At 36.1% G+C, this 21,314-nt stretch carries 20 protein-coding genes; 10 read left to right on the top strand and 10 right to left on the bottom strand.

All coding sequences use genetic code 11. The features are described 5' to 3' along the window. The gene (locus tag K9M53_RS04570) at nucleotides 1–1,359 is read left to right on the top strand and encodes a GH1 family beta-glucosidase (RefSeq protein WP_224018446.1); all 1,359 of its coding nucleotides are present in this window, start codon (nucleotides 1–3) and stop codon (nucleotides 1,357–1,359) included. 108 nt (nucleotides 1,360–1,467) lie between these two features. Then, nucleotides 1,468–2,616 (top strand): hypothetical protein, encoded by a 1,149-nt coding sequence (locus K9M53_RS04565; protein WP_224018445.1) that lies wholly within the window; start codon nucleotides 1,468–1,470, stop codon nucleotides 2,614–2,616. A gap of 13 nt (nucleotides 2,617–2,629) precedes the next feature. Here K9M53_RS04565 and K9M53_RS04560 read toward each other — a convergent pair whose 3' ends face one another. From K9M53_RS04560 to rpmB, 6 genes are all read right to left on the bottom strand, one after another. Next, on the bottom strand, nucleotides 2,630–2,887 hold the full coding sequence (locus tag K9M53_RS04560) for a Smr/MutS family protein (RefSeq protein ID WP_224018443.1): 258 nt from the start codon (nucleotides 2,885–2,887) through the stop codon (nucleotides 2,630–2,632). After that, nucleotides 2,887–3,729 (bottom strand): CvfB family protein, encoded by an 843-nt coding sequence (locus tag K9M53_RS04555; protein WP_224018441.1) that lies wholly within the window; start codon nucleotides 3,727–3,729, stop codon nucleotides 2,887–2,889. Before K9M53_RS04555 ends, K9M53_RS04560 begins: the two co-directional genes overlap by 1 nt. A gap of 21 nt (nucleotides 3,730–3,750) precedes the next feature. Continuing rightward, a complete protein-coding gene (gene ftsY / locus K9M53_RS04550; RefSeq protein ID WP_224018439.1) occupies nucleotides 3,751–4,719 on the bottom strand; it encodes a signal recognition particle-docking protein FtsY in 969 nt (322 codons plus the stop codon). Between the two features lie 112 nt (nucleotides 4,720–4,831). After that, entirely contained in the window at nucleotides 4,832–5,008 is a 177-nt protein-coding gene (locus tag K9M53_RS04545) for a DUF4295 family protein (RefSeq protein ID WP_224018437.1), read from the bottom strand. Between the two features lie 69 nt (nucleotides 5,009–5,077). After that, nucleotides 5,078–5,260, bottom strand: coding sequence for a 50S ribosomal protein L33 (gene rpmG / locus K9M53_RS04540; RefSeq protein WP_224018435.1), 183 nt, complete (start codon nucleotides 5,258–5,260; stop codon nucleotides 5,078–5,080). A 21-nt stretch (nucleotides 5,261–5,281) separates the two neighbouring features. After that, the gene (gene rpmB, locus K9M53_RS04535; protein WP_224018433.1) at nucleotides 5,282–5,518 is read right to left on the bottom strand and encodes a 50S ribosomal protein L28; all 237 of its coding nucleotides are present in this window, start codon (nucleotides 5,516–5,518) and stop codon (nucleotides 5,282–5,284) included. Nucleotides 5,519–5,773: 255 nt separating this feature from the next. Here rpmB and K9M53_RS04530 point away from each other — a divergent pair, with 255 nt between their 5' ends. The 4 genes from K9M53_RS04530 (at nucleotide 5,774) to K9M53_RS04515 (ending at nucleotide 12,396) form a co-directional block, all read left to right on the top strand. Then, entirely contained in the window at nucleotides 5,774–8,830 is a 3,057-nt protein-coding gene (locus K9M53_RS04530) for a glycosyltransferase family 117 protein (protein ID WP_224018431.1), read from the top strand. Next, nucleotides 8,830–9,606, top strand: coding sequence for a class I SAM-dependent methyltransferase (locus tag K9M53_RS04525; RefSeq protein ID WP_224018429.1), 777 nt, complete (start codon nucleotides 8,830–8,832; stop codon nucleotides 9,604–9,606). The genes K9M53_RS04530 and K9M53_RS04525 overlap by 1 nt, the downstream gene beginning before the upstream one ends. Before the next feature lie 86 nt (nucleotides 9,607–9,692). Beyond that, nucleotides 9,693–10,790, top strand: coding sequence for a vWA domain-containing protein (locus K9M53_RS04520; protein ID WP_224018427.1), 1,098 nt, complete (start codon nucleotides 9,693–9,695; stop codon nucleotides 10,788–10,790). A gap of 82 nt (nucleotides 10,791–10,872) precedes the next feature. After that, nucleotides 10,873–12,396, top strand: a complete 1,524-nt coding sequence (locus K9M53_RS04515; RefSeq protein ID WP_224018425.1) for an AAA family ATPase — start codon at nucleotides 10,873–10,875, stop codon at nucleotides 12,394–12,396. Here K9M53_RS04515 and murB read toward each other — a convergent pair. Genes murB through K9M53_RS04500 form a run of 3 tightly spaced genes read right to left on the bottom strand, consistent with a single transcriptional unit; the run spans nucleotide 12,393 to nucleotide 16,698 of the window. Then, nucleotides 12,393–13,412, bottom strand: a complete 1,020-nt coding sequence (gene murB, locus K9M53_RS04510; RefSeq protein WP_224018423.1) for a UDP-N-acetylmuramate dehydrogenase — start codon at nucleotides 13,410–13,412, stop codon at nucleotides 12,393–12,395. The two genes, K9M53_RS04515 and murB, sit on opposite strands and share 4 nt — an antisense overlap. A 27-nt stretch (nucleotides 13,413–13,439) precedes the next feature. Continuing rightward, nucleotides 13,440–15,914, bottom strand: coding sequence for a replication restart helicase PriA (priA, locus tag K9M53_RS04505; protein ID WP_224018421.1), 2,475 nt, complete (start codon nucleotides 15,912–15,914; stop codon nucleotides 13,440–13,442). Beyond that, nucleotides 15,883–16,698, bottom strand: coding sequence for a lysophospholipid acyltransferase family protein (locus tag K9M53_RS04500; RefSeq protein WP_224018419.1), 816 nt, complete (start codon nucleotides 16,696–16,698; stop codon nucleotides 15,883–15,885). Before K9M53_RS04500 ends, priA begins: the two co-directional genes overlap by 32 nt. Nucleotides 16,699–16,861: 163 nt before the next feature. Between K9M53_RS04500 and rplU the strand changes: the two genes are divergently transcribed. The 4 genes from rplU to K9M53_RS04485 all read left to right on the top strand — a co-directional run bounded on the left by rplU (nucleotide 16,862) and on the right by K9M53_RS04485 (nucleotide 19,506). Further along, nucleotides 16,862–17,167 carry a 50S ribosomal protein L21 gene (gene rplU / locus K9M53_RS04495; RefSeq protein WP_224018418.1) on the top strand — a complete coding sequence of 102 codons (306 nt, stop codon included), beginning with the start codon at nucleotides 16,862–16,864 and terminating at the stop codon, nucleotides 17,165–17,167. 91 nt (nucleotides 17,168–17,258) lie between these two features. After that, the gene (rpmA, locus tag K9M53_RS04490; RefSeq protein ID WP_224018417.1) at nucleotides 17,259–17,525 is read left to right on the top strand and encodes a 50S ribosomal protein L27; all 267 of its coding nucleotides are present in this window, start codon (nucleotides 17,259–17,261) and stop codon (nucleotides 17,523–17,525) included. An 82-nt stretch (nucleotides 17,526–17,607) separates the two neighbouring features. Continuing rightward, complete coding sequence (locus K9M53_RS16085) at nucleotides 17,608–17,736, top strand: hypothetical protein (protein WP_255415860.1); 129 nt, start codon at nucleotides 17,608–17,610, stop codon at nucleotides 17,734–17,736. 96 nt (nucleotides 17,737–17,832) lie between these two features. Further along, nucleotides 17,833–19,506: a DNA polymerase/3'-5' exonuclease PolX gene (locus tag K9M53_RS04485; protein WP_224018416.1), complete on the top strand. Its 1,674-nt coding sequence runs from the start codon at nucleotides 17,833–17,835 to the stop codon at nucleotides 19,504–19,506. Nucleotides 19,507–19,591: 85 nt separating this feature from the next. On the opposite strand, the gene K9M53_RS04480 is transcribed toward K9M53_RS04485, so the two are convergent. After that, nucleotides 19,592–20,860, bottom strand: coding sequence for a T9SS type A sorting domain-containing protein (locus K9M53_RS04480; RefSeq protein ID WP_224018403.1), 1,269 nt, complete (start codon nucleotides 20,858–20,860; stop codon nucleotides 19,592–19,594). Nucleotides 20,861–21,314: the final 454 nt, after the last annotated feature.

Below are 21,314 nucleotides of genomic sequence, written 5' to 3'. Positions count from 1 at the left end.
TTGTCATCATCTCTTCATCATCTTAAAGCAACCGATTTCGGAAAAAATTTTCAATGGGGTGTTGCTATTGCAGCTGCACAGAATGAGGGAGCCGCCAATCAATATGGACGCGGACCATCTATCTGGGATGTTTTTTCAAGAAACGGCAATAACATTAAAGGGAAAGGTAAGCCAACCATAGCCTGCGATTTTTATCATCGGTATAAAGATGATTTGTTATTAGTGAAAGCGCTTGGCTTCAACTCATTTCGCCTCTCTATTTCCTGGAGTAGAATTTTACCCGATGGTACAGGAAAGATCAATAAAGAAGGAATAGACTTTTATCATCGGGTTATTGATGAATGTATCAAGCTTGAACTAACGCCCTACGTTACCCTATATCATTGGGACCTGCCTTATGAATTAGAAAAAAAGGGAGGTTGGACAAACTATTTCATCAACAAATGGTTCAACAGATTTATAACTGTGTGCGCTGAAGCTTATGGAAGCAAAGTCAAGAACTGGATCATCTTAAACGAACCATTTGCTTATACTTCTTTAGGTTATATGTTGGGTACGCATGCCCCGGGTAAAAAAGGCATTGACAACTTCTTTCCTTCAGTTCATCACACTACTATTGCACAAGCGGAAGGTGCAAGAATCATTCGTCAGTTAGTTCCTTATGCATATATCGGCACTACTTTTTCTTTTTCTGAAATTATTCCTCATTCTGATAAAAAAGAAGACATACAGGCAGCTAACCGAGTTGATATATTAATGAATCGCTTATTTATTGAACCTGCATTAGGAAAAGGTTATCCAAGAGAAGAAACATTCAGACTTACAGAAAGAATGCACCTGCATAATAAGGAATGGAAATATATTGAACGGCTGCATTTTGATTTTGATTTTATTGGCATACAATATTATTTTCCTTTGGTGATAAAATATAATAGCCTTATCCCTCTGGTACAGGCATCGGAAGTAAAAGCCAAGACACGTAAAGTACCTCATACCGATATGGGATGGGAGATAAATGCAGACAGCTTTTACAGAACAATAAAAAGAATATGGAGTTATGATGCAGTGAAAGAGATCATCATTACTGAAAACGGTTCTTATTTTAAAGATGAGATCAGGAATGGTGTAATTGATGACGCTGCAAGAATTAATTACTTTCAACAACACCTGCAGGCAGTTCTTGCTGCAAAAAATGAAGGAGTCAATATCAAAGGATATTTTGCCTGGACATTGATGGATAATTTTGAATGGGCAGAAGGATATAATGCCCGCTTTGGTTTGGTACATGTTGATTTCAATACGCAACTCCGTACTATTAAAAACTCCGGCTATTGGTTTAGAGATTTTCTTTCGGCATAAATCTTTTAATTATTTTTCTGCAATCAATCAAAAATCAGTCATTCTTATTTTCGATTTGAATTTTATTGTGTATTTTGTACACATATTCTTTTATTTAATACTGATTGCATGAAAAAATTCTTACTTATCTCCTGTGTTTCATTTTTTACTGCAACCTGTTTTGCTCAAAATTTTGGTTTTTGGGCAAGCGCAGCAGGACTAACAGCTAATTCATCTTTTAATTATTATAATACATTTGACAGCACTGATAATAATAAAATAGGCGCTTTAAATTTTATTGGTTCTTTGGGCAGCTTTCAACAAAACACCAATAGCTTGCAATTAAATGGCGGGAAGATGAAAACGTTTAAAAATTCTAACAGCAATGTTTGCGGCGCCAGGATATTTTTTACAACCTATCCTGAAGGTAATCGGCCTGCAAGCCCGGTTTTTGATTCTGTAAATTTTGATTTTATATCCAATTGTTCAAGTGGTACTTTTCCAAACGACAATAGTGCATGCGGCGATGGCGACCAACAATGGGGAGCAGTTCCTAATGCAGGCACTGATCTTACCAATAAAGATCCGGGGAATTATGTACTGGAAGTTTATTATCGTATATCAGGTGCGTACAATTCAACATCCGATTGTAGTGATACTGTGTATGATAATAATGCAAATCCTCTTACCAATTATCATGTCACATATAGTATTACAGCAACAACGGTTCCTGTATGCCTGGTTAATTGTTCTATTGCCTATTCACAATTAGGTACAACATTAAAATGGACTACCACTAATGAATTAAATACTAAAAACTTTGTTGTTGAAAGAAGTACAGATGGCAAAAGCTTTGTTGCTGTTTCTACGATAACTGCAAAAGGGAGTTTGAATGCTACCAATAATTATAGTTTCTCAGATAATGATCTGCCAACGTCGAACAAAATCTATTACCGCTTAAAAACAGTAGATAGAGATAATAAATACAGTTATTCTACTATAATGCCTGTTAGTATTACAGAAGACAAGAACAACAATATCGTTCATCTTACTTCTACTCAACTATGCATTTATAATACTAGTGCTATTGCAAATGGAAGCTTAAAATTGCTGGATATATCAGGCAGAGTTATTATATCGGAAAAAGTGATTTCATTGGCCTCCGGAGGAACAATGGCTATACAACTGAAACAAACTATAAATCCGGGAATTTATATGGTGAGTATTGATAAAGGGGCAGGAAATATTATAACAAGAAAAACAATCGTAACTAATTAAGTTTGATTTGCAGCTATTTGAATTTGAAATAGACAAATAGTCTTCCGAAATTTTTACTATCGTTTTCCATACGGTGATACAAAGGTTTAATGTGCGGCAGCTGTAAAAAGCGCTGCACTTTCTTTTTAAGTTGCCCGCTTCCTTTTCCGGGTATGATCTCTATTTCCGTTATTTTTTTATCGATAGCTTCTTCAAAAGCATTCTGCAACGCTTTATCTATAGCATAGCTATTATTATAAACATCGTGAAGGTCAACTTTTATTCGTGCCATTAATCAATAAGCTTAATCCCTGTTTTTTCAAAAGCTATTTTGCGTTGCCTATACAAATTGCCGGTGGTCATCTTGAAGGTTTTTTTGCTCATGCCAAAGTAATCATAAATATCTTCCGGAGAGCTTTTATCATTGTAAGGCAAATAACCATTGTTCTCTTTTAATAAGCGCAATACTTTCGTCACTTCGTCTTCTACCCTTTGGTAGCCTGGTTTTCCTGCAGCAACATCTATTTTATTTCCTTCGGGATATATTTTTTTTATAAAGCCTTTGAACTTATCGCCGGTATTTATGTTGCGATACACCTCGTTAAAATGTAATACACCTGTATGTTTATTATTGATGATGCATACATACCCAATATCTGTTCTACGATATACCAGCAGATCAACTTCTTCCAGTTCTTTTATCGTAAGATCATCGTTGCTTAAAAATAGATCTATTTTTTCTGTTGCAGCAACACGACCTGTTTGTTCATCTAGATAAATTTTTACGATGTATTCCCCATGTAGTCGCATTCCTACCAATTGTTTCGATTTAGGAACAAACAGATCTTTCATCAATCCCCAATCTAAAAACGCACCTTGTGGAGTAACATTCACTGCTCTTAGTTTTACGATGTCGCCCAATATTCCAAAAGGTTCTTGCGTGGTAGCTATTAACCTGTCTTCGCCATCGTGATATAAGAATACTTTTATTTCATCTTCTATCTTTATTCCTTCAGGTACAAAACGTTTAGGCAATAAAATTCCTTGTTCACCATCATCCAGGTAAACACCAAAATCTACCATGCGTAGCACTTTCAGAATATTGTATTCACCAACTTTAATTATTAAAGACATTTAACTTTTTATGCTTGAAAACTATTCTACTGTGGGAAATAATCCATCAACAAATTGTTGCTTATCAAAAACCAATAGGTCTTCTGCCTTTTCGCCAACACCAATAAATTTTACAGGAATTTTAAATTGATTGGCTATAGCCAAAACAACGCCTCCTTTTGCGGTTCCATCCAACTTAGTAATGGTAAGGGCCGTTACATCCGTAGCCGCTGTGAAATGCTTTGCCTGTTCCAATGCATTTTGTCCGGTACTGCCATCCAGTACCAACATCACTTCATGTGGGGCATCCGGGATTGTTTTTTGAATTACTCTTTTGATCTTACTTAATTCATCCATTAAATGCGCTTTGTTGTGTAAACGACCGGCAGTATCAATTAAAATCACATCTACATTTTTTGCTACGCCGCTGCTTACCGTATCAAATGCCACCGACGCAGGATCGCTGCCCATTTCTTTTTTTACAATAGGAACTCCCGTACGTTCGCTCCAAATAGTTAACTGATCTACTGCAGCAGCTCTGAAAGTGTCGGCAGCGCCTAATAAAACAGATTTACCTGCTTTTGAAAAATTATGTGCAAGCTTACCGATAGTAGTTGTTTTACCAACACCATTAACACCAACAACTAAAACAATGTGTGGCTTATGCCCAGCAGGTAATTCATAATTTGTGTAAGAAGTATCCTGTGGAGCAGAAATTAATACATTCCGGATCTCGTCTTTTAAAATTGTATTCAGCTCGCCGGTATTTAAATACTTATCCTTTGCTACCCTCTTTTCAATATTGTCAATAATTTTCACGGTCGTTTCAATACCAACATCGGCACTTACCAGGGCTTCTTCCAAATTATCCAGCACTTCTTCATCAATAGTGCTTTTACCTGCTATAGCTTTGGTGATCTTGCTAAAAAAACCTTCACGTGTTTTTTGCAAACCTTCATTAAGTGTTTCCTGCTGTTGCTTTTTTCCAAAAAGCTTATCGAATAATCCCATAGAATTTTAAATTACAAATTCCCAAAAGCAAATTCCAAATTATATGGAATGTGCAAAAACAAAGAAAGCTGTTCCGGTATCAGAACAGCTTTAATATAATAAACTTAGCTACTTAAACTTTAGCAGCTAAAAAATCTTTTACTTTTTCTTTATGTACAATTGAATCTTTAAAAGTATAAGCACCGGTTTTTTCACTGCGGGTTGCACGAATAACTTTTGTCCAGTTTTTCGCATCTGCTGCCGCTTTAGCATCTTTTACTTTCGCGTTCTTTGAAGCTGCTTTTGCCATAATATTTTAATTTGCTATTGTGATAATATACCTATTTGCTAATTTTTGCCAATCAGCAAATGAGTACAATTATTTAATTTCTTTGTGAACAGTTACTTTTTTCATTATAGGGTTGTACTTCTTCAACTCCATACGTTCAGGAGTATTTTTCTTGTTCTTAGTAGTGATATAACGGCTTGTACCTGCCAACCCACTTGTTTTGTGTTCGGTACATTCCAAAATCACCTGAACTCTGTTACCTTTCTTTGCCATTGTATTCTGAAATTAAGATTATTAAATTTTTTCGCCAGCTGCACGCAATTGTTTAACTACTGAAAGCAATCCATTTTTATTGATAGTGCGGATAGCTTCTGAAGACACTTTTAAAGTGATCCATTTGTCTTCTTCAGCAAAGAAATAACGCTTTGTCTGCAAATTGGGTAAAAACCTGCGTTTGGTTTTAATATTTGAGTGCGAAACCTTATTTCCTGTAATCGGCTTTTTTCCGGTAACCTGACATACTCTGGCCATTGTTCTAAAATTTAGGACGGCAAAGGTAATGAAATAATTGAGAATTGAGTAATTAATAATGAATAATTTTTTCATTGCAGAAAAGATGGAAAATCGTTAGAAATCATTACCCTAAAAAAATGAAAGCTCCTTTTCATCTTATTGCCTGCCCGGCAATAGAATTATGTCTTATTTCCAATAACATTAAAAAAACTATAAACTACCCTCATAAACGCACAAACTAACTATATTTGCCCACCTATTAATCAACGATATATGAATTACAAACGTATTAACAACATTACCGGCTTGGTAGTGTTGATTCTTGCCTCTCTTATTTATTTAATGACAATGGAAGCTACCGGCAGTTTTTGGGATTGCGGAGAATTTGCTTCCAGTGCTTATAAGCTACAGATCCCCCATCCACCCGGGGCACCGCTTTTCGTGATCATTGGACGTTTGTTCATGGCATTTATCAGCAACCCTCATAAAGCTATTATCGGGTTAAATACATCAAGCGCTTTGGCAAGTGCCTTTACTATTTTGTTTTTATTCTGGAGCATTACACATTTTGCAAAGAAAATATTAACGAGCAATAATGAAACTCCTACCGGCGAGCAAACATTTATCATAATGGCTGCAGGTGTTGTGGGTGCTTTTGCTTATGCCTTCTGCGATTCATTTTGGTACAGCGCTGTAGAAAGTGAAGTATATGCGATGTCCTCTTTCTTTACAGCCATTGTGTTTTGGGCAATATTAAAATGGGAAAATGCTGTTACAGAAGAACAAAAAGCAGGTATCAACGGTAAGTTTACAAAAGCAGATCGTTGGTTGATCCTGATATTTTATTTAATGGGCTTATCAATTGGTGTTCACTTATTGAACCTGTTAACGATCCCTGCCATTGTAATGATCTATTATTATAAACGCTACAATGTAACTACCTGGGGAATTGTACTGGCATTTATAATTGGATGTGTAATAACAGGCACTGTTCAAAAAGCAGTATTACAATGGACAATCAATTGGGCCGGCGATTTTGACATCTTATTTGTGAACAGTTTTGGCTTGCCATTCTTCAGTGGCTTTGCCTTCTTCTTTATTTTATTAACTGCAGTTATTATATACGCTATGCGTATTGCCAATAAGAAAAATTGGAATTTTTTAAAGCTGGGTTTATGGATCTTCTCATTTATGTTATTGGGCTATACCAGTTACTTTACTACACTTATCCGAAGCAAAGCAGATGTGGCTATTGATATGTTTAACGTAGACAATCCTGTTAGTTTGGTAGGATATTTAAGTCGTGAGCAATATGGTGATTGGCCTATTCTTTATGGGCAGGATTTTACTGCAGAGCCTATTAGCTCAGACGTAACCGAGACCTATGTTAAAGGAAAAGATAACTACATTAAAAATGGCAGAAGCGTAAAATATGTTTACGCTGATGAAGATATGCACATATTCCCGCGCATGTGGGATCAAAGCAACGATCAAAGCCATGCTGACTACTATGCAGGATTCTGCGGCATAACACGAGATCCGAAAACAGGAGAATGGACCCGCAAACCAACCATGGGTGAAAATATCAGTTTCTTTGTTCAATACCAAACCGGCTGGATGTTCTGGCGCTATTTCATGTGGAATTTTGCCGGCAAACAAGATGACATACAAGGTATTCTAATGAACAATGTACGCGATGGCAACTGGAAAACAGGTATCACATTCTGGGATAATGCCCGTTTGGGTAACCAGGATATGTTACCGGAAAGTTTGAAGAAAAATAAATCCAATAACAACATGTATGCGTTACCGTTAATACTAGGTATTTTGGGTATCTTTTATCATGTTAAGAGAGACAAAAAAGATGCATTGGTAGTAGGATTACTTTTCTTCTTCACAGGTATTGCCATTCTTATTTACCTCAATCCTGCCATGAACCAGCCACGTGAGCGAGATTATGCCGTCGTAGGTGCTTTCTATGCTTATGCCATATGGATCGGTTTGGGGGTGCTGTATGTCAAAGAGTTATTCTCAAAGTTCATAAAGGGAGCAGCATCCGGCTATGCCGCGGCTGTTGTTTGTATATTGGCTGTTCCTGTAATTATGGGAATGCAGGAATGGGACGACCATGACCGTAGTAATAAAACCATTGCAAGAGACCTGGCAATTGATTATTTAGAAAGTTGTCCGTCTAATGCGATATTAGTTTCTTATGGGGATAATGATACCTATCCTCTGTGGTATGCCCAGGAGGTTGAAGGTATCCGCAGAGATGTTCGTGTGATCAACCAAAGCTTATTAGGTACAGATTGGTACATAAATGAGTTGCGCTATAAGATCAATCAAAGCGATCCTATTGATCCTATCTGGACAGCAGATCAAATACAAGGCCCTACAAGAGATGCGATCGTTTATTCACCTATAAGCGGTATTGATCCAAACCAATACATGGATCTATACACAGTAATGCATGATTATGCAGGAAGTGATGATCCTTCCAAAACACAAACGGGAAGAGACGGAAACGTATTAAATGTTTATCCTACTAAAAAATTCTCTATCCCTGTTGATGTTAATTTCGTACGCAGCAATGGAACAGTAAATGCCGATGACAGTGTATTAACGGAACTACGATTCGAAACTTCCAAAGGTGCTCTTTATAAAAATGATGCGGCGATATTGAATATGATCGCAGGCAATAAATGGAAACGCCCCATCTGCTTTACGCAACAAAGTGTTGGACTTGGTTTTGATCAATTTTTAAGACAGGATGGACTGACCTATCGTTTGGTGCCTGTGGCAAATCCGGGTGTTAACCGCAATTGGGCTTATGATAAATTAATGAAAAAATTTGCTTTTGGTAATTGCGATAAGCCAGGTGTTTATTATGATGAAGAAAACCGTCGTCACCTAAACTCTATTCGTTTTACTTATGCTAATATAGCTTCGGATCTTGCCGATGCCGGTAGAAAAGACGATGCTAAAAACCTATTGGAAAGATGTGATAAAAACATGTTGCAGGAAAACTTCCCTTATGGAATGGTATCACGTTTTCAGCAGCAGGATTATTTTTCCATACAGTTTTTGGAAGCCTGTTATAAAGCAGGTGATTTCACTTTGGCTGATAAAGTAAAAGCTTCTGTTCAAAAAGACCTGGAACAACAAGTTGCTTATTATAGCAGCCTGGGTGATGATGCGGATGTATTTACGCAAGACAATCAACAGGCGCAGGGATTATTAAATATGATCAAGCAAATGGAACAGCACTATAAAGGTGTACCTGCCCAACCAGCTGCTGTTTCAAAAGATACAACGAAAAAAAATAATTAATGAGCTCATTACAAACAGCCGAGCGTGTTTCAGGTATGGATCCTTCGGATAATTATGTTTTTCAGCGCTCGATATTGGCTTATCATAAAGCAACGGATTTTATACCACCCGGGAGCGAAATTTGTGAGATTGGTTCCGGCGAAGGATATGCTATTAATCTTTTATATCCGCTTGTAAAAAAATACGTAGCGCTGGATAAGTATCCCCCCAATGTTGATCTATCCCAATATCCCAATTTGGAATTTCAACAAACGGTGTTTCCGCCAATGAGTAATGTGCCATCCGATTCTTTTGATGTTGTTATTACTTTCCAGGTAATTGAACATGTACAAAACGATCTGTTGTTTTTACGGGAAGCGCATCGCATTTTAAAACCAGGCGGAAAGCTGATCGTTACCACGCCTAATAAACCGATGTCAATAACACGCAACCCGTGGCATGTAAGAGAATATTTTCCGAATGAATTAAAAAATCTATGCGCTAAAGTTTTTAAAAGTGTTATTACAAAAGGCGTATTTGGAAACTCAACAGTAATGGAATATTACGAAAAGAACAAAGCAGGTGTTCGTAAGATAACCCGTTTTGATATTTTCAATTTGCAGTACCGTTTACCACGATGGATGCTGCAAATACCTTACGACATATTAAACAGATACAATCGCAAAAAGATCCTGACGAATAATACCTCACTTACATCCGGCATTAAAATGGATGATTATTATGTAGATGATGTGAACGAAAACTGTTTTGATTTGTTCTATGTAATGGAAAAATAAAATTTACAACCGCAGTTCATCTGCGGTTTTTTATTTGATATTTGAACAAACCGTTTCCATTAAATGTTTCGTAAATTGTAGTAGATATGATAGGCTATAATTTTTCAAAATACGATCCCAGCCAGCAAGGCAAATCAAAGTTTGAGCAATTGCTCGACATTTTTTTGAAAATGCTCGCATATACCAATGGCGATGCAGGCGAAGCTATGCAATGGATGAATGAATTGGATAAGGAGTATAATTTAACTGACGATGAATATGGCATGGGTGATTTCTTTGAAGACTTAAAGAAAAATGGATATATAGATGAGAACAAACAAAACGGCGAAATAAAAATTACTCCTAAAACAGAGCAAGGGATCCGTAGAAAAAGTCTGGAAGAAATTTTCGGAAAATTAAAGAAGACAAAACAAGGCAATCATCAAACGTTCAAGCCGGGTAATGGTGATGAGATAAATCCCGAAACACGTCCTTACATTTTCGGTGATACATTAGAACAGATCGATTTCACTTCTTCCATTCGTAATGCACAGATCAATCATGGTGTAGAAAGTTTCTCTTTACATGAAGACGACCTGGAAATCCGGGAAACTGATTTTAAAACGCAAACTTCTACTGTGCTGATGATCGATATTTCACACAGCATGATCTTATATGGTGAGGATAGAATTACTCCTGCTAAAAAAGTAGCAATGGCGTTGAGCGAATTGATCCAGACAAAATACCCGAAAGACACATTGGATATAGTTGTATTTGGAGATGACGCATGGACAATAGAAATAAAAGACCTTCCGTATTTACAAGTTGGACCTTACCATACCAATACTGTTGCAGGCTTGGAATTGGCGATGGATATTTTACGTAGAAGAAGAAATCCCAACAAACAAATATTTATGATAACAGATGGCAAACCCACTTGCTTAAAAGTTGGTGGTCGTTATTATAAAAACAGTTGGGGTGTTGACAGGAAAATATTGAATCGTTGTATGAGCCTGGCAACGCAATGTAAAAAACTAAAGATCCCCATCACTACGTTCATGATCGCCAGCGATCCTTATTTGCAACGATTTGTACAGGAATTTACAGAAACCAATAACGGTAAAGCTTTCTTTGCATCGCTGGATAAACTCGGTTCATTTATCTTTAAAGATTTTGAAAGCGGAAAAAGGAAGACGGTTTATTAGTTGAATAATGCTATTTCTGTACAAGTGAGTGACACAACTATGTTCAATAAAATTACTAAAGTTGATTAACTAAAAATAAAGAATGAATAATATTAAAACACTTGGTGAGCTAAAGAAGAGCGGATATGTTTCTAAAAGCATTAAAGAAGAACTTCGCCAAAATCTGATAAAAAAAATCCAGAAAAAAGAAAATCCTTTCCCCGGAATTTTGGGTTACGAAGATTCGGTGATCCCTGATACAGAAAGAGCTTTATTATCTAAACATAATATTTTGTTTTTAGGCTTACGTGGGCAAGCAAAAACAAGAATGGCAAGGCAAATGATCGATCTGCTGGATGAATATATTCCTATTGTTGCAGGAAGCGAGATCAATGATGATCCGTTACAACCGATTTCAAAATATGCTACAGACCTGATTGCAGAAAAAGGAGACTCTACTCCGATTGATTGGCTGCATAGAAGTCAGCGCTATGGCGAAAAATTGGCTACGCCTGATGTTAGTGTCGCTGATCTTATCGGCGATATTGATCCCATAAAAGCCGCCAATTTAAAATTAAGCTTCGCTGATGAACGTGTATTGCATTATGGCATTATTCCACGTAGCAATCGCAGCATTTTTGTAATTAACGAATTGCCAGATCTGCAGGCAAGAATACAGGTTTCTTTATTTAATATTTTAGAAGAAGGAGATCTTCAGATTCGTGGGTTTAAACTACGTTTACCCCTAGACGTTATGTTCGTGTTCACTGCCAACCCCGAAGACTATACCAATCGTGGAAGTATTGTTACCCCGTTAAAAGACAGGATCGAAAGCCAGATATTGACACATTATCCAAAAACTTTGGAAACATCATTGGCTATAACCGAACAGGAAGCAAGTATTTCTGCAGAGCAGTTACAAAAAGTAAAGATCAGCGATCTTGTAAAACGCTTGATTGAACAGGTTGCATTTGAAGCAAGAGGCAGTGAGCTGGTTGATAAGAAAAGCGGTGTGAGCGCAAGGCTTACTATTGCGGCTTATGAAAATTTGGTTAGTGCTGCTGAACGAAGAGCTATTATGAATAATGAAAAAGAAACACAGGTTTGGATAAGTGATCTGGTGGGCATTATTCCATCTATTACCGGAAAGATCGAATTGGTTTATGAAGGTGAGCAGGAAGGTCCTTACCAGGTTGCATTGAATTTATTAGAAAAAGCCATTCGTACACAATTCAGTTTATATTTTCCTAACCCGGATGAATTAAAAAAGAAAAGAGGCAAAGGACAAGCGCCGGAAGAAAATCCCTACAAAGCCATTACCCGCTGGTTTGATGCAGGCAACCATCTGAATACATTTTTAGAAACAAAAGATGCAGATAAAATTCAATTATTATATAAAGTAGATGGTTTGCATGCTTTGGTAAAAAAATATTTTAAAGCTCCAAGTGAAAAAGAAAGCGCTTTACTAATGGAGTTTGTATTACATGGATTGGCTGCTCATTCTTTGATCAGCAAAAGAATATTAGACGGAAAAATTGAGTTTAAAGACCTGATGGGAAGTATGCTGAATTTAGGAACTCAATCATTTAGTGAAGAAGAAGGTTTTGATGAAGGGGATTTTGATTAAACAATATTCACTTCTCTTTCTAATTCAACATCAAATTTTTCTTTTACACTTTGTAAGATGTCTTCGCTTAGATCAAAGACTTGTTTTCCTGTTGCATTGCCATAATTAACCAATACCAACGCTTGTTTGTCGTAACAACCCGTATCACCGGAACGAAAACCTTTCCAGCCGCATTGCTCAATTAACCAGCCTGCAGCTAACTTTACTTTTTCTCCCGGTTGAGTGTAGCCAATAATAGTGGGAAATTTGGAATGTAGCATTTGAAATTGACTATTTGAAATGGTTGGGTTTTTAAAAAAACTACCGGCATTACCAATTATCGCCGGATCCGGTAATTTGCTGCTGCGAATATTGATAACAGCTTGTGATATACTTCTTATACTTAATTCCTTTACATTCATTGCTTCCAATTCCTTTTCAATTGCTCCGTAAGAAATATTGAACATCGGAATTTTAGTTAAGCGATAAGTTACATTCAATATCACAAACTCGTCTTTGAATCTTCGTTTAAAAACACTTTCACGATAACCAAACTCACAATCATTTAAATTGAATGTAACAATTCTCTTTTCTTTTTTATGATATGCCTCCAGCGAATGAAAAACATCTTTTATCTCCACTCCATACGCCCCAATGTTTTGCATAGGCGAAGCACCTACATTGCCGGGTATCAATGAAAGGTTTTCAATACCTCCCAGGTTATTTTCTACACAATACATTACCAAGTAATGCCACGCCTCTCCTGCTCCTGCTTTTATATATTCATACTGATGATCTTCCTTAACTTTTTCAATTCCTTTTATTTCATTCTTTAAAACAAGTCCATCAAAGTTTTTAGTGAATAAAATATTACTGCCGCCGCCGATAATTAACGGAGAATGATGAGTGGTAGATGGCGAATGACCGAATAATCCATCCAATTCTTCAACAGTGCTAAATGCTGAAAAATATTTAGCTGTTACATTAATTCCAAACGTATTATACTTTTTGAGGGAAATGTCTTCGCTTATATTCATTTTTAATTCTCAATTTTTAAATATTAATTAAACAGCGTCCACATCAGCGATCATTGCCACTCCCCTGAATTTTTTATCAGCCAACAGCAAATTAAAATGGTTACGAATCAATTGTTTGTAATTATTAATTAACTGGCTGTCTAAAGGCAACTTTATCAATAATTCCATTAGGTATTGATTGCGAATGCGATTCACTACTGGTGCAGCCGGGCCAACAACAAAATCTTTGAGATCTTTATGCAGGGCATCTCCCAATTTATTCGCCGCTTCTTCTACCACTTCTTTGCTTTTATGTTTTAAAGATATATGAATAAGGCGGCTGAACGGCGGATAGAAAAATTGCTTGCGGTTTTCTATCTCAAATTCATACATTTTTTTATAATCATGCTCCTGTACAAAATGCAAAACAGGATGTTTTACATTACTTGCCTGTATCAATACCTTTCCTTGCTCCTCCTTACGACCAGCTCTCCCACTAACCTGCTCCATTAATTGAAAACCTCTCTCATTTACCCGAAAATCAGCAAAGCTTAATAATCCATCAGCATCTAAAACGCCTACCAGGCTCACTTTCTCAAAATCCAATCCTTTTACCACCATTTGCGTTCCTACCAGAACATCTATTCGTTGCTGTTCAAATAATTTGATCAAATTATCATGTGCAGATTTACCTCTAACCGAATCCACATCCATTCTGGCCACTTTTACTTTTGGCAATTCATCTTCGATCAATTCTTCAATTTTTTCTGTGCCGAAATTTTTCTCATTCCAATTTACCGTACCGCATGCAGGACATTCAACTAATTTAGGATAAGTGGTTCCGCAATAATGGCAATGCAATTTATTGGAATACTTATGCAGCGTTAACGTAACATCGCAATTTTTACATTGAGGAATATAGCCGCAGGTTCCGCAAATCAAATAAGGAGAATAGCCTCTGCGATTTTGGAATAAGATCACCTGCTTATTTTGTTCCACCGTTTTTTCAATGGCTTCTTTTAATTGCGGCGATATCATTACTTTTCCTTTCTGCGCTACTTTTTTTGTATCTACAATTTCTATTAAGGGCAAATGAACACCTCCGTAACGTTCAGTTAATTCTATTAAACCATACTTTCCTTTCTTAGCATTGAAATAGCTTTCTAATGAAGGAGTAGCGCTTCCCAATAAAACCTTTGCATCAAATAACGAGGCATAATAAATAGCGGAATCTCTTGCATGGTAACGAGGGGCAGGGTCTTGTTGCTTAAAAGATGAGTCATGCTCTTCATCTACTATGATCAATCCTAAATTTTTAAAAGGCAGGAATAAACCGCTGCGGGCTCCCAGAACAATTCGTATCTCCCCGGTTTTTATTTTATTCCAAAGTTCTACTCTTTCATTATCATTGAATTTAGAATGATAAATGGCAATGTTTCCACCAAAATGCAATTGCAGTCTTCGTATGATCTGCGCCGTTAATGCAATTTCAGGAAGCAGGTACAATACTTGCTTACCCTGCGTATAATATTCTTCTATCAGCTTAATATAAAGTTGAGTTTTACCGCTGCTGGTTACTCCATGCAGTAAAGAAACATTCGTACTAGTAAAGCTTTCCCGTATCGAATCCAATGCTTTTTGCTGAGCATCACTTAAATTAAAATTTATATCAAGTGCTCTTGGCAGCGTTTTAATTCTATCAATACTTCTCCTTTCTATCAGCAAAATATTTTTATCTGTCAATCCTTTTAACTGCGCTGCAGTTGCACCCGACTTTTTCAACAATTCCGGTTGTGTTACTTCACCATGAGTTTTTGTTAGATGCAAATAGCTTAATAATAATTCTAATTGCTTTGGCGCCTTACTCCAATTATTCATCAGATCAGCCAGTGCATCTTCATTATCATACTGAGGATTCAATAAAATAAAATTTTCCTTTTTTGTCTTATATCGTTCGCTCAACGATTCCCAAACAATGCAAACCTTTTTATCGATGAGTTTTTTTATCACAGGATATACATGCGTTATATCCAGCAATTGCTGTACTTCAGTTAAGTTCAGTTGCTTTTTTATCAGCAAAGCTTCTGCAACAATATATTCTTCATCGTCCAATCCCGAAAAATCATCTCCATACTCTTCATTCAACAATAAAATAGTTTCACTGCTCAATTTAAAATGCGCAGGTAGAGCTGCTGCCATTACTTCTCCTTCGCTGCACATGTAATAATTACTTATCCAATTCCATAATTGTAATTGTTGTGGATAGAGCATTGGAGTTTCGTCCAATACATTTAAGATATCTTTTGTTTGATAAGGAGGAGCCTTATGACTTATGGACTTTACTATTCCTGCATAGCGTTTATTTTTACCTAAAACAACCTCTACCCTGCATCCCTTTTTGATAATAGGTTGAAAATGTAATGGAACAGCGTAAGTATAAGTATTGGGCAATGCTAACGGAAGAATTATTTCTGCCCACATTGCATTGGAATTATTGAATAGTAGTGTCTCGCTTTCTGTCATCTTGTTTTATCCATTCCGCTTTATACGAAATTAGTTTCTCTTGCATTATCCGATATACTTTTTCTTTTAACATCGGCAGATCATTTAAAGTTAAACCTTCAACAGGCACTTCTTCTAAATAAACAGCACGGCATCTTCCCGGCATTAATGAAAAAAAACTTCTATAATTTAATCTTTTGTAAGTATCTAAAAATAATAACGGTTTTACCGGCGTTTGTGTTTCGATCGCAATTCTGAAAGCCCCATCAAAAAAGGGAATTAAAGGTTGATGTGTTTCGTTAAAGGTGCCTTCAGGAAAGATCAAAATGGATGTACCGTTATGAATAACAGACATTAATTCTTTAATACTGTTTATTCTGCTTTCGTTGGTGCTCCGATCAACCATTACCACTGCATCTTTATAAATAGATCCAAATATGGGGATCTTGCTTGGCTCAACCTTGCCCAATACTCTTAATCGTTGTCTTCTTACCGTTTTCATTATCGCCGGAATATCCATGTAAGAAATATGATTCACTACAAAAACATATTGGCGTTTTCTATCATGTGACGCTTCGTAAATATTTTTATGCCAGATACCCCAAAGCAAAAAAGACAAATCCGTCCAGCCCCTACCTATAACATATATAATATTTCCACCCCTATCTTTTCCTAAAAAAGAAAAAATAAGCGCAAAAGGAAATACAATGATTACCCCTATAATGAAAGTAGCCAGTGCGTAAATACTGAACAAACAGCTTACAGCCCTTACCAAATAACGAATATAAAGATTGAAATACCGCATAACTAAGCGTGAAAATAGCTGTTTTTATAAATTGGCAAGCTGCCGGTACCCAAACCAGTTGTTGACCTTTTACATGGTAAAACGGCAGTCTAAAATTATTCTATATTTATTAGTAAACTTCAGGTAAAAAGCCCTACCTTTGCCGTCCTAAATTCGGGAAATTATGTTAGCAGTAGTAAAAATAGCCGGTCAGCAATTTAAAGTTAAAGCAGGCGACAGCTTGTATGTACCTCATATTGAAGGTAAAACCGGCGACAAAGTTGAGTTTTCAGAAGTGCTTTTAACTGATAATGCAGGAAGTGTTACTTCCGGTGATAAAGTTACAGCCATTGTAAAAGCTGAAATTGTAAATGACCTTATTAAAGGCGATAAAGTAATTGCTTTTAAAATGAAAAGAAGAAAAGGCTTTCGTAAAAAGCATGGTCATCGTACTCAATACACACAGATCAAAGTAACTGACATAGCTTAGTCTATTGGTTTAATGGTTTATTAGTTTATTAATAAACTTTTATTTTAAACCGGTAAACAAATAAACAAACAACTAATAAACTTTATTAAAGATGGCACATAAAAAAGGTGAAGGCTCGGTAAAGAACGGCCGTGATTCACAAAGTAAAAGATTAGGTGTAAAAATTTTTGGCGGACAACCGGTAGTATCTGGTAACATCATCGTTCGTCAACGTGGCACCGTTTATCATCCCGGTAAAAATGTTGGTGTAGGAAAAGACTTTACATTGTTCGCTTTAACCGATGGTATTGTTGAATTTAAAAAGGGAAAAGGAGATAAAAATTTTATTTCTGTTAATCCTGCAGAAGCGACTGCTTAAAAAAATATTAATATTTTTTTTGGTAGTTTAAAAAATGTTTTTACTTTTAAGTATTATTTACTAACCATTAAATTTTAAAAACATGGCAACTGCAAAAAAAGCCGCTAAAAAAGCTGCTCCAAAAAAGGCTGCAAAAAAAGCCGCTCCTAAAAAAGCCGCTAAAAAAGCTGCTCCTAAAAAAGCTGCAAAGAAAGCTGCTAAAAAGAAGTAAGCTTCTAAATTAAGAAAGAATAATTAAGAAAGTTCCGGTGTAAAAACCGGGACTTTTTTATTTCATCTCACTCTTACTATTTTCTAATTTTGATGAATGGACAACTACGCAATTGCAGAAAACTTCTCTCTTCTTTCTAAATTAATGGATATACACGGCGAAAACAGCTTTAAAGCCAAATCCTACGCCAGTGCGGCTTTCAACATAGAACAACTGCCTTTACAATTAAGCGATACGCCACACGATAAGATCTTTACATTAAAAGGTATTGGTGAATCGACGGGAAAAAAAATAATTGAATTATTAGAAACAGGTGAGCTGATCGCTTTAAAAGAAATGATCTCAAAAACGCCAACAGGTGTTATTGAAATGTTGAACATAAAAGGTATTGGCCCGAAGAAAATTTCATTGATCTGGAAAGAAATGGAGATCGAAACAATTGGTGAATTGTTATATGCCTGTGAAGAAAACAGGTTGAAATTGTACAAAGGCTTTGGTGAAAAAACACAATTGAACGTAAAAGAAAATATTGAATTTTATTTACGCAACCAGGGAACTTTCTTATTTGCGCAGGTAGAAATCGTTTTTTTTCAAATAAAAAATTATTTAGAAAAATTATTTTCTGCTGATGCAGTTAGAGTAACCGGTGCCTATAGAAGACAGGAATTAACGATCGATGAATTGGAATTTGTTATAACAGCATCCATTGATGTTATTAAACAAAAAATGATCAGTGCAAATCCCCCTGAGTTATTGGAAGAAAAAGAAAATACACTTCTATATAAATTAACGAACGGATTAAAGCTTCGTTTTTATGCAAGTGACAACAGAGATGAAAGTTTGTTTTTTACGACCGGCAGCTTTGATTTTATTGATGGATTTAAAACAAATTTCCCTGCAGTTAATTTTAAATTAAATGGAAAGGATGATACTGACAGATCCTTTTTTGAACAGGCAAACATTCAATACGTAGAAGCTTATTTAAGAGAAAACATCAAGGTGATCGAAAAAGCAAAACATTTTTCTATCCCTACATTAATTCAAACCTCAGACATTAAAGGAATCATTCATAGCCATAGTAATTGGAGCGATGGCAGCAATACGGTGGAAGAAATGGCAAATGCCTGTATTGCAAAAGGATTCGAGTATTTAGTATTAAGCGATCATAGCAAAAGCGCTTTTTATGCAAAAGGTTTAAACGAGGAAAGGATCAAAGAACAGCATCATTATATTGATGAGCTAAATGCAAAACTCGCTCCCTTCAAAATTTTCAAGAGTATTGAGTGCGATATCCTGAATGACGGCAGCCTGGATTATAGTAATTCTGTACTTTCTACCTTCGACCTGGTAATTATTTCTGTACACAGCAATTTAAAAATGACAGAAGACAAAGCAATGATGCGTTTGTTGAATGCTATTGAAAACCCCTATTCTACTATTTTGGGTCATTTAACGGGAAGGTTATTATTGAGCCGTAAAGGATATCCTGTCGATCATAAAAAGATAATTGATGCCTGTGCCGCTAACCATGTTGCTGTCGAACTAAATGCTCACCCAAGCCGTTTGGATATTGATTGGAAATACATTGATTATGCCTTGGAAAAGGGAGTATTAATTTCTATTGATCCCGACGCTCATGAAATTACAGGATTTGATGATATTAAGTACGGAGTATTGGCTGCACAAAAAGCAATGGTGACAAAAGAAAATAATTTGAGCAGCTTTGGACTAAATGAGTTCGAAGAATACCTGAAAAGGAAAAACAAGTAATGAATTTAATATTTGTACAAGTATAAAATAAGAAGCCGACTTTTAAAAAAGCGGCTTCTTATCTTACTTATTATTTGCTCATTCTTTAATTCCTGATCTTTTCTGTCGTAATTTTTCCATTAGGTTGTTGAATTTTTAGCATGTAAATCCCTTTTGTTAAAATTGTATTTAATTGTATTTGAACTATCGCAGTACCTCCTCCAAAGCTAATTTCCCTCTGAGAAAATAACTGACCTATATCATTGAATAAGATAACCCGGTAGTTGCCCGGAGCCATGCTATTAAATTTCAATTGCATAGTACCATTTGCCTGTATTCTATCTAACACTTTTATATACTCATTTTTGGATAAAGATGCTTTCACTATATTGCTATATTCTTTTCTACCATTAACCTCTACTGATATAATACGATAATAGTTATTACCGCTTGCATTATTATCTTTCCAGGTATAAGTGTTTGTTTCAGTTGCTGTAATTCTAGCTACATTATTATAATGAATACCATCAGTACTTTTCTCTATTACATAGCTTGATATGTTTACCTGGTTCTCAACATTCCATTGTACAGTAACCATATTGTTTTGCTCAGGGATTGCTTTTACTAATGTAAATGTTATCGGCATTACATTATCTTTTGGTCGAAGTAAGATCACTATAGAGGTGTCACACCTTCCATTGTTACAGGTAATGATACAGGTAGTTTGTGTGCTGGTTACTGTTCCATCCGGAGTAAAGGTCATGCAACCGCTTTCGCTTATGCTGCTGGCAGAATAACCTGTTGGTATACCACAGGTATCATAGGTAGCGCCGCCTGTTGTATCTACATCATTTACCACTGCACATACATTTACCGCACAATTCGGACAGCTTGCTTTAACTGTAACAGTATCCGGCGTAGGCATTGGTGCGTTCAATACTATTATTGATGTATCGCATCTACCATTGTTACAGGTGGCATTGGAACGGGCTGCCATTTTTAAACTGCGATAAAAACTCATGGCATTATTATACAGATCTGTGCCCAATAAAAGATTGGTATCTAAAACACTTTGTAACAGCTTTTCTATTCGATCAATGAATGGATTGAGCTTGGTGTGTGCGGAGAGATCTTTACGGTTTTCGTCTATATCAATATAGTTAGGAACGAGCGGCGGATTATTGTCCATATAACTATTTGCCTTTTGTACCCATATTTCCATTTCATACCGAACCCTTGCATGCGATTGTCGTTGCTTAGGAGTAAGGTTTACTAATTGAGCAGCCAACGCATCTTCAATAATAGTTAATGCATCGTTGATCGTTTTCATTTGTTCATCAGTAATTTCAATACTGATCAAATTGTCCAGAGCCATAATTAAAAATTTAAACGTTTACAATAAGATTACTAATGCAGTTTACTTGATTTTATAACCTGATAAAATAGCCATGATGGATTTCTTATTTTATATCAACAAGATTCTTTTAAAGAAAGTCATCCGTTATGCAGCCCGCTGTGAAGGAAAAATGAAGCGTATATTTTAAAGGCTCTCCGGATAAGTGCATAAAAAAACAGCTTCTTTATAGAAGCTGCTTTAATTTTTTCTTCTAAAACAGAGGAGGTTATGTTTTATAAAGAACAGATCAAAAACTTAATGGGCAGTAAGGGTCTATAGGCTTTCGGGTATAATATCTTTGTGGGTTCAGTTATAATTTGTGAGTGCAAGATAGCGCTGCCCGCAAGATGATAAAGTAAGAGAAGCCCAACACTATGTGTAGTAATGTTTCTACGACAACAAACCTATGCAAAGCCTATAAGCCTGTATTGAT

This window comes from Ferruginibacter albus, assembly GCF_020042285.1.
GTDB lineage: Bacteria > Bacteroidota > Bacteroidia > Chitinophagales > Chitinophagaceae > Ferruginibacter > Ferruginibacter albus.
This window is presented reverse-complemented; position numbering and strand designations above follow the sequence as displayed.

Bases quoted from the DNA above. Each gene is read 5' to 3' on its own strand.
- K9M53_RS04565 (WP_224018445.1), top strand. From the start codon at position 1,468: ATGAAAAAATTCTTACTTATCTCCTGTGTTTCATTTTTTACTGCAACC.
- K9M53_RS16085 (WP_255415860.1), top strand. From the start codon at position 17,608: ATGGCAACTGCAAAAAAAGCCGCTAAAAAAGCTGCTCCAAAAAAGGCT.
- K9M53_RS04560 (WP_224018443.1), bottom strand. From the start codon at position 2,887: ATGGCACGAATAAAAGTTGACCTTCACGATGTTTATAATAATAGCTAT.
- K9M53_RS04545 (WP_224018437.1), bottom strand. From the start codon at position 5,008: ATGGCAAAAGCAGCTTCAAAGAACGCGAAAGTAAAAGATGCTAAAGCG.
- priA (WP_224018421.1), bottom strand. From the start codon at position 15,914: ATGACAGAAAGCGAGACACTACTATTCAATAATTCCAATGCAATGTGG.
- K9M53_RS04480 (WP_224018403.1), bottom strand. From the start codon at position 20,860: ATGGCTCTGGACAATTTGATCAGTATTGAAATTACTGATGAACAAATG.
- K9M53_RS04515 (WP_224018425.1), top strand. From the start codon at position 10,873: ATGAATAATATTAAAACACTTGGTGAGCTAAAGAAGAGCGGATATGTT.
- K9M53_RS04525 (WP_224018429.1), top strand. From the start codon at position 8,830: ATGAGCTCATTACAAACAGCCGAGCGTGTTTCAGGTATGGATCCTTCG.
- K9M53_RS04530 (WP_224018431.1), top strand. From the start codon at position 5,774: ATGAATTACAAACGTATTAACAACATTACCGGCTTGGTAGTGTTGATT.
- rpmA (WP_224018417.1), top strand. From the start codon at position 17,259: ATGGCACATAAAAAAGGTGAAGGCTCGGTAAAGAACGGCCGTGATTCA.
- K9M53_RS04485 (WP_224018416.1), top strand. From the start codon at position 17,833: ATGGACAACTACGCAATTGCAGAAAACTTCTCTCTTCTTTCTAAATTA.
- ftsY (WP_224018439.1), bottom strand. From the start codon at position 4,719: ATGGGATTATTCGATAAGCTTTTTGGAAAAAAGCAACAGCAGGAAACA.
- rpmB (WP_224018433.1), bottom strand. From the start codon at position 5,518: ATGGCCAGAGTATGTCAGGTTACCGGAAAAAAGCCGATTACAGGAAAT.
- rplU (WP_224018418.1), top strand. From the start codon at position 16,862: ATGTTAGCAGTAGTAAAAATAGCCGGTCAGCAATTTAAAGTTAAAGCA.
- K9M53_RS04555 (WP_224018441.1), bottom strand. From the start codon at position 3,729: ATGTCTTTAATAATTAAAGTTGGTGAATACAATATTCTGAAAGTGCTA.
- rpmG (WP_224018435.1), bottom strand. From the start codon at position 5,260: ATGGCAAAGAAAGGTAACAGAGTTCAGGTGATTTTGGAATGTACCGAA.
- murB (WP_224018423.1), bottom strand. From the start codon at position 13,412: ATGAATATAAGCGAAGACATTTCCCTCAAAAAGTATAATACGTTTGGA.
- K9M53_RS04500 (WP_224018419.1), bottom strand. From the start codon at position 16,698: ATGCGGTATTTCAATCTTTATATTCGTTATTTGGTAAGGGCTGTAAGC.
- K9M53_RS04520 (WP_224018427.1), top strand. From the start codon at position 9,693: ATGATAGGCTATAATTTTTCAAAATACGATCCCAGCCAGCAAGGCAAA.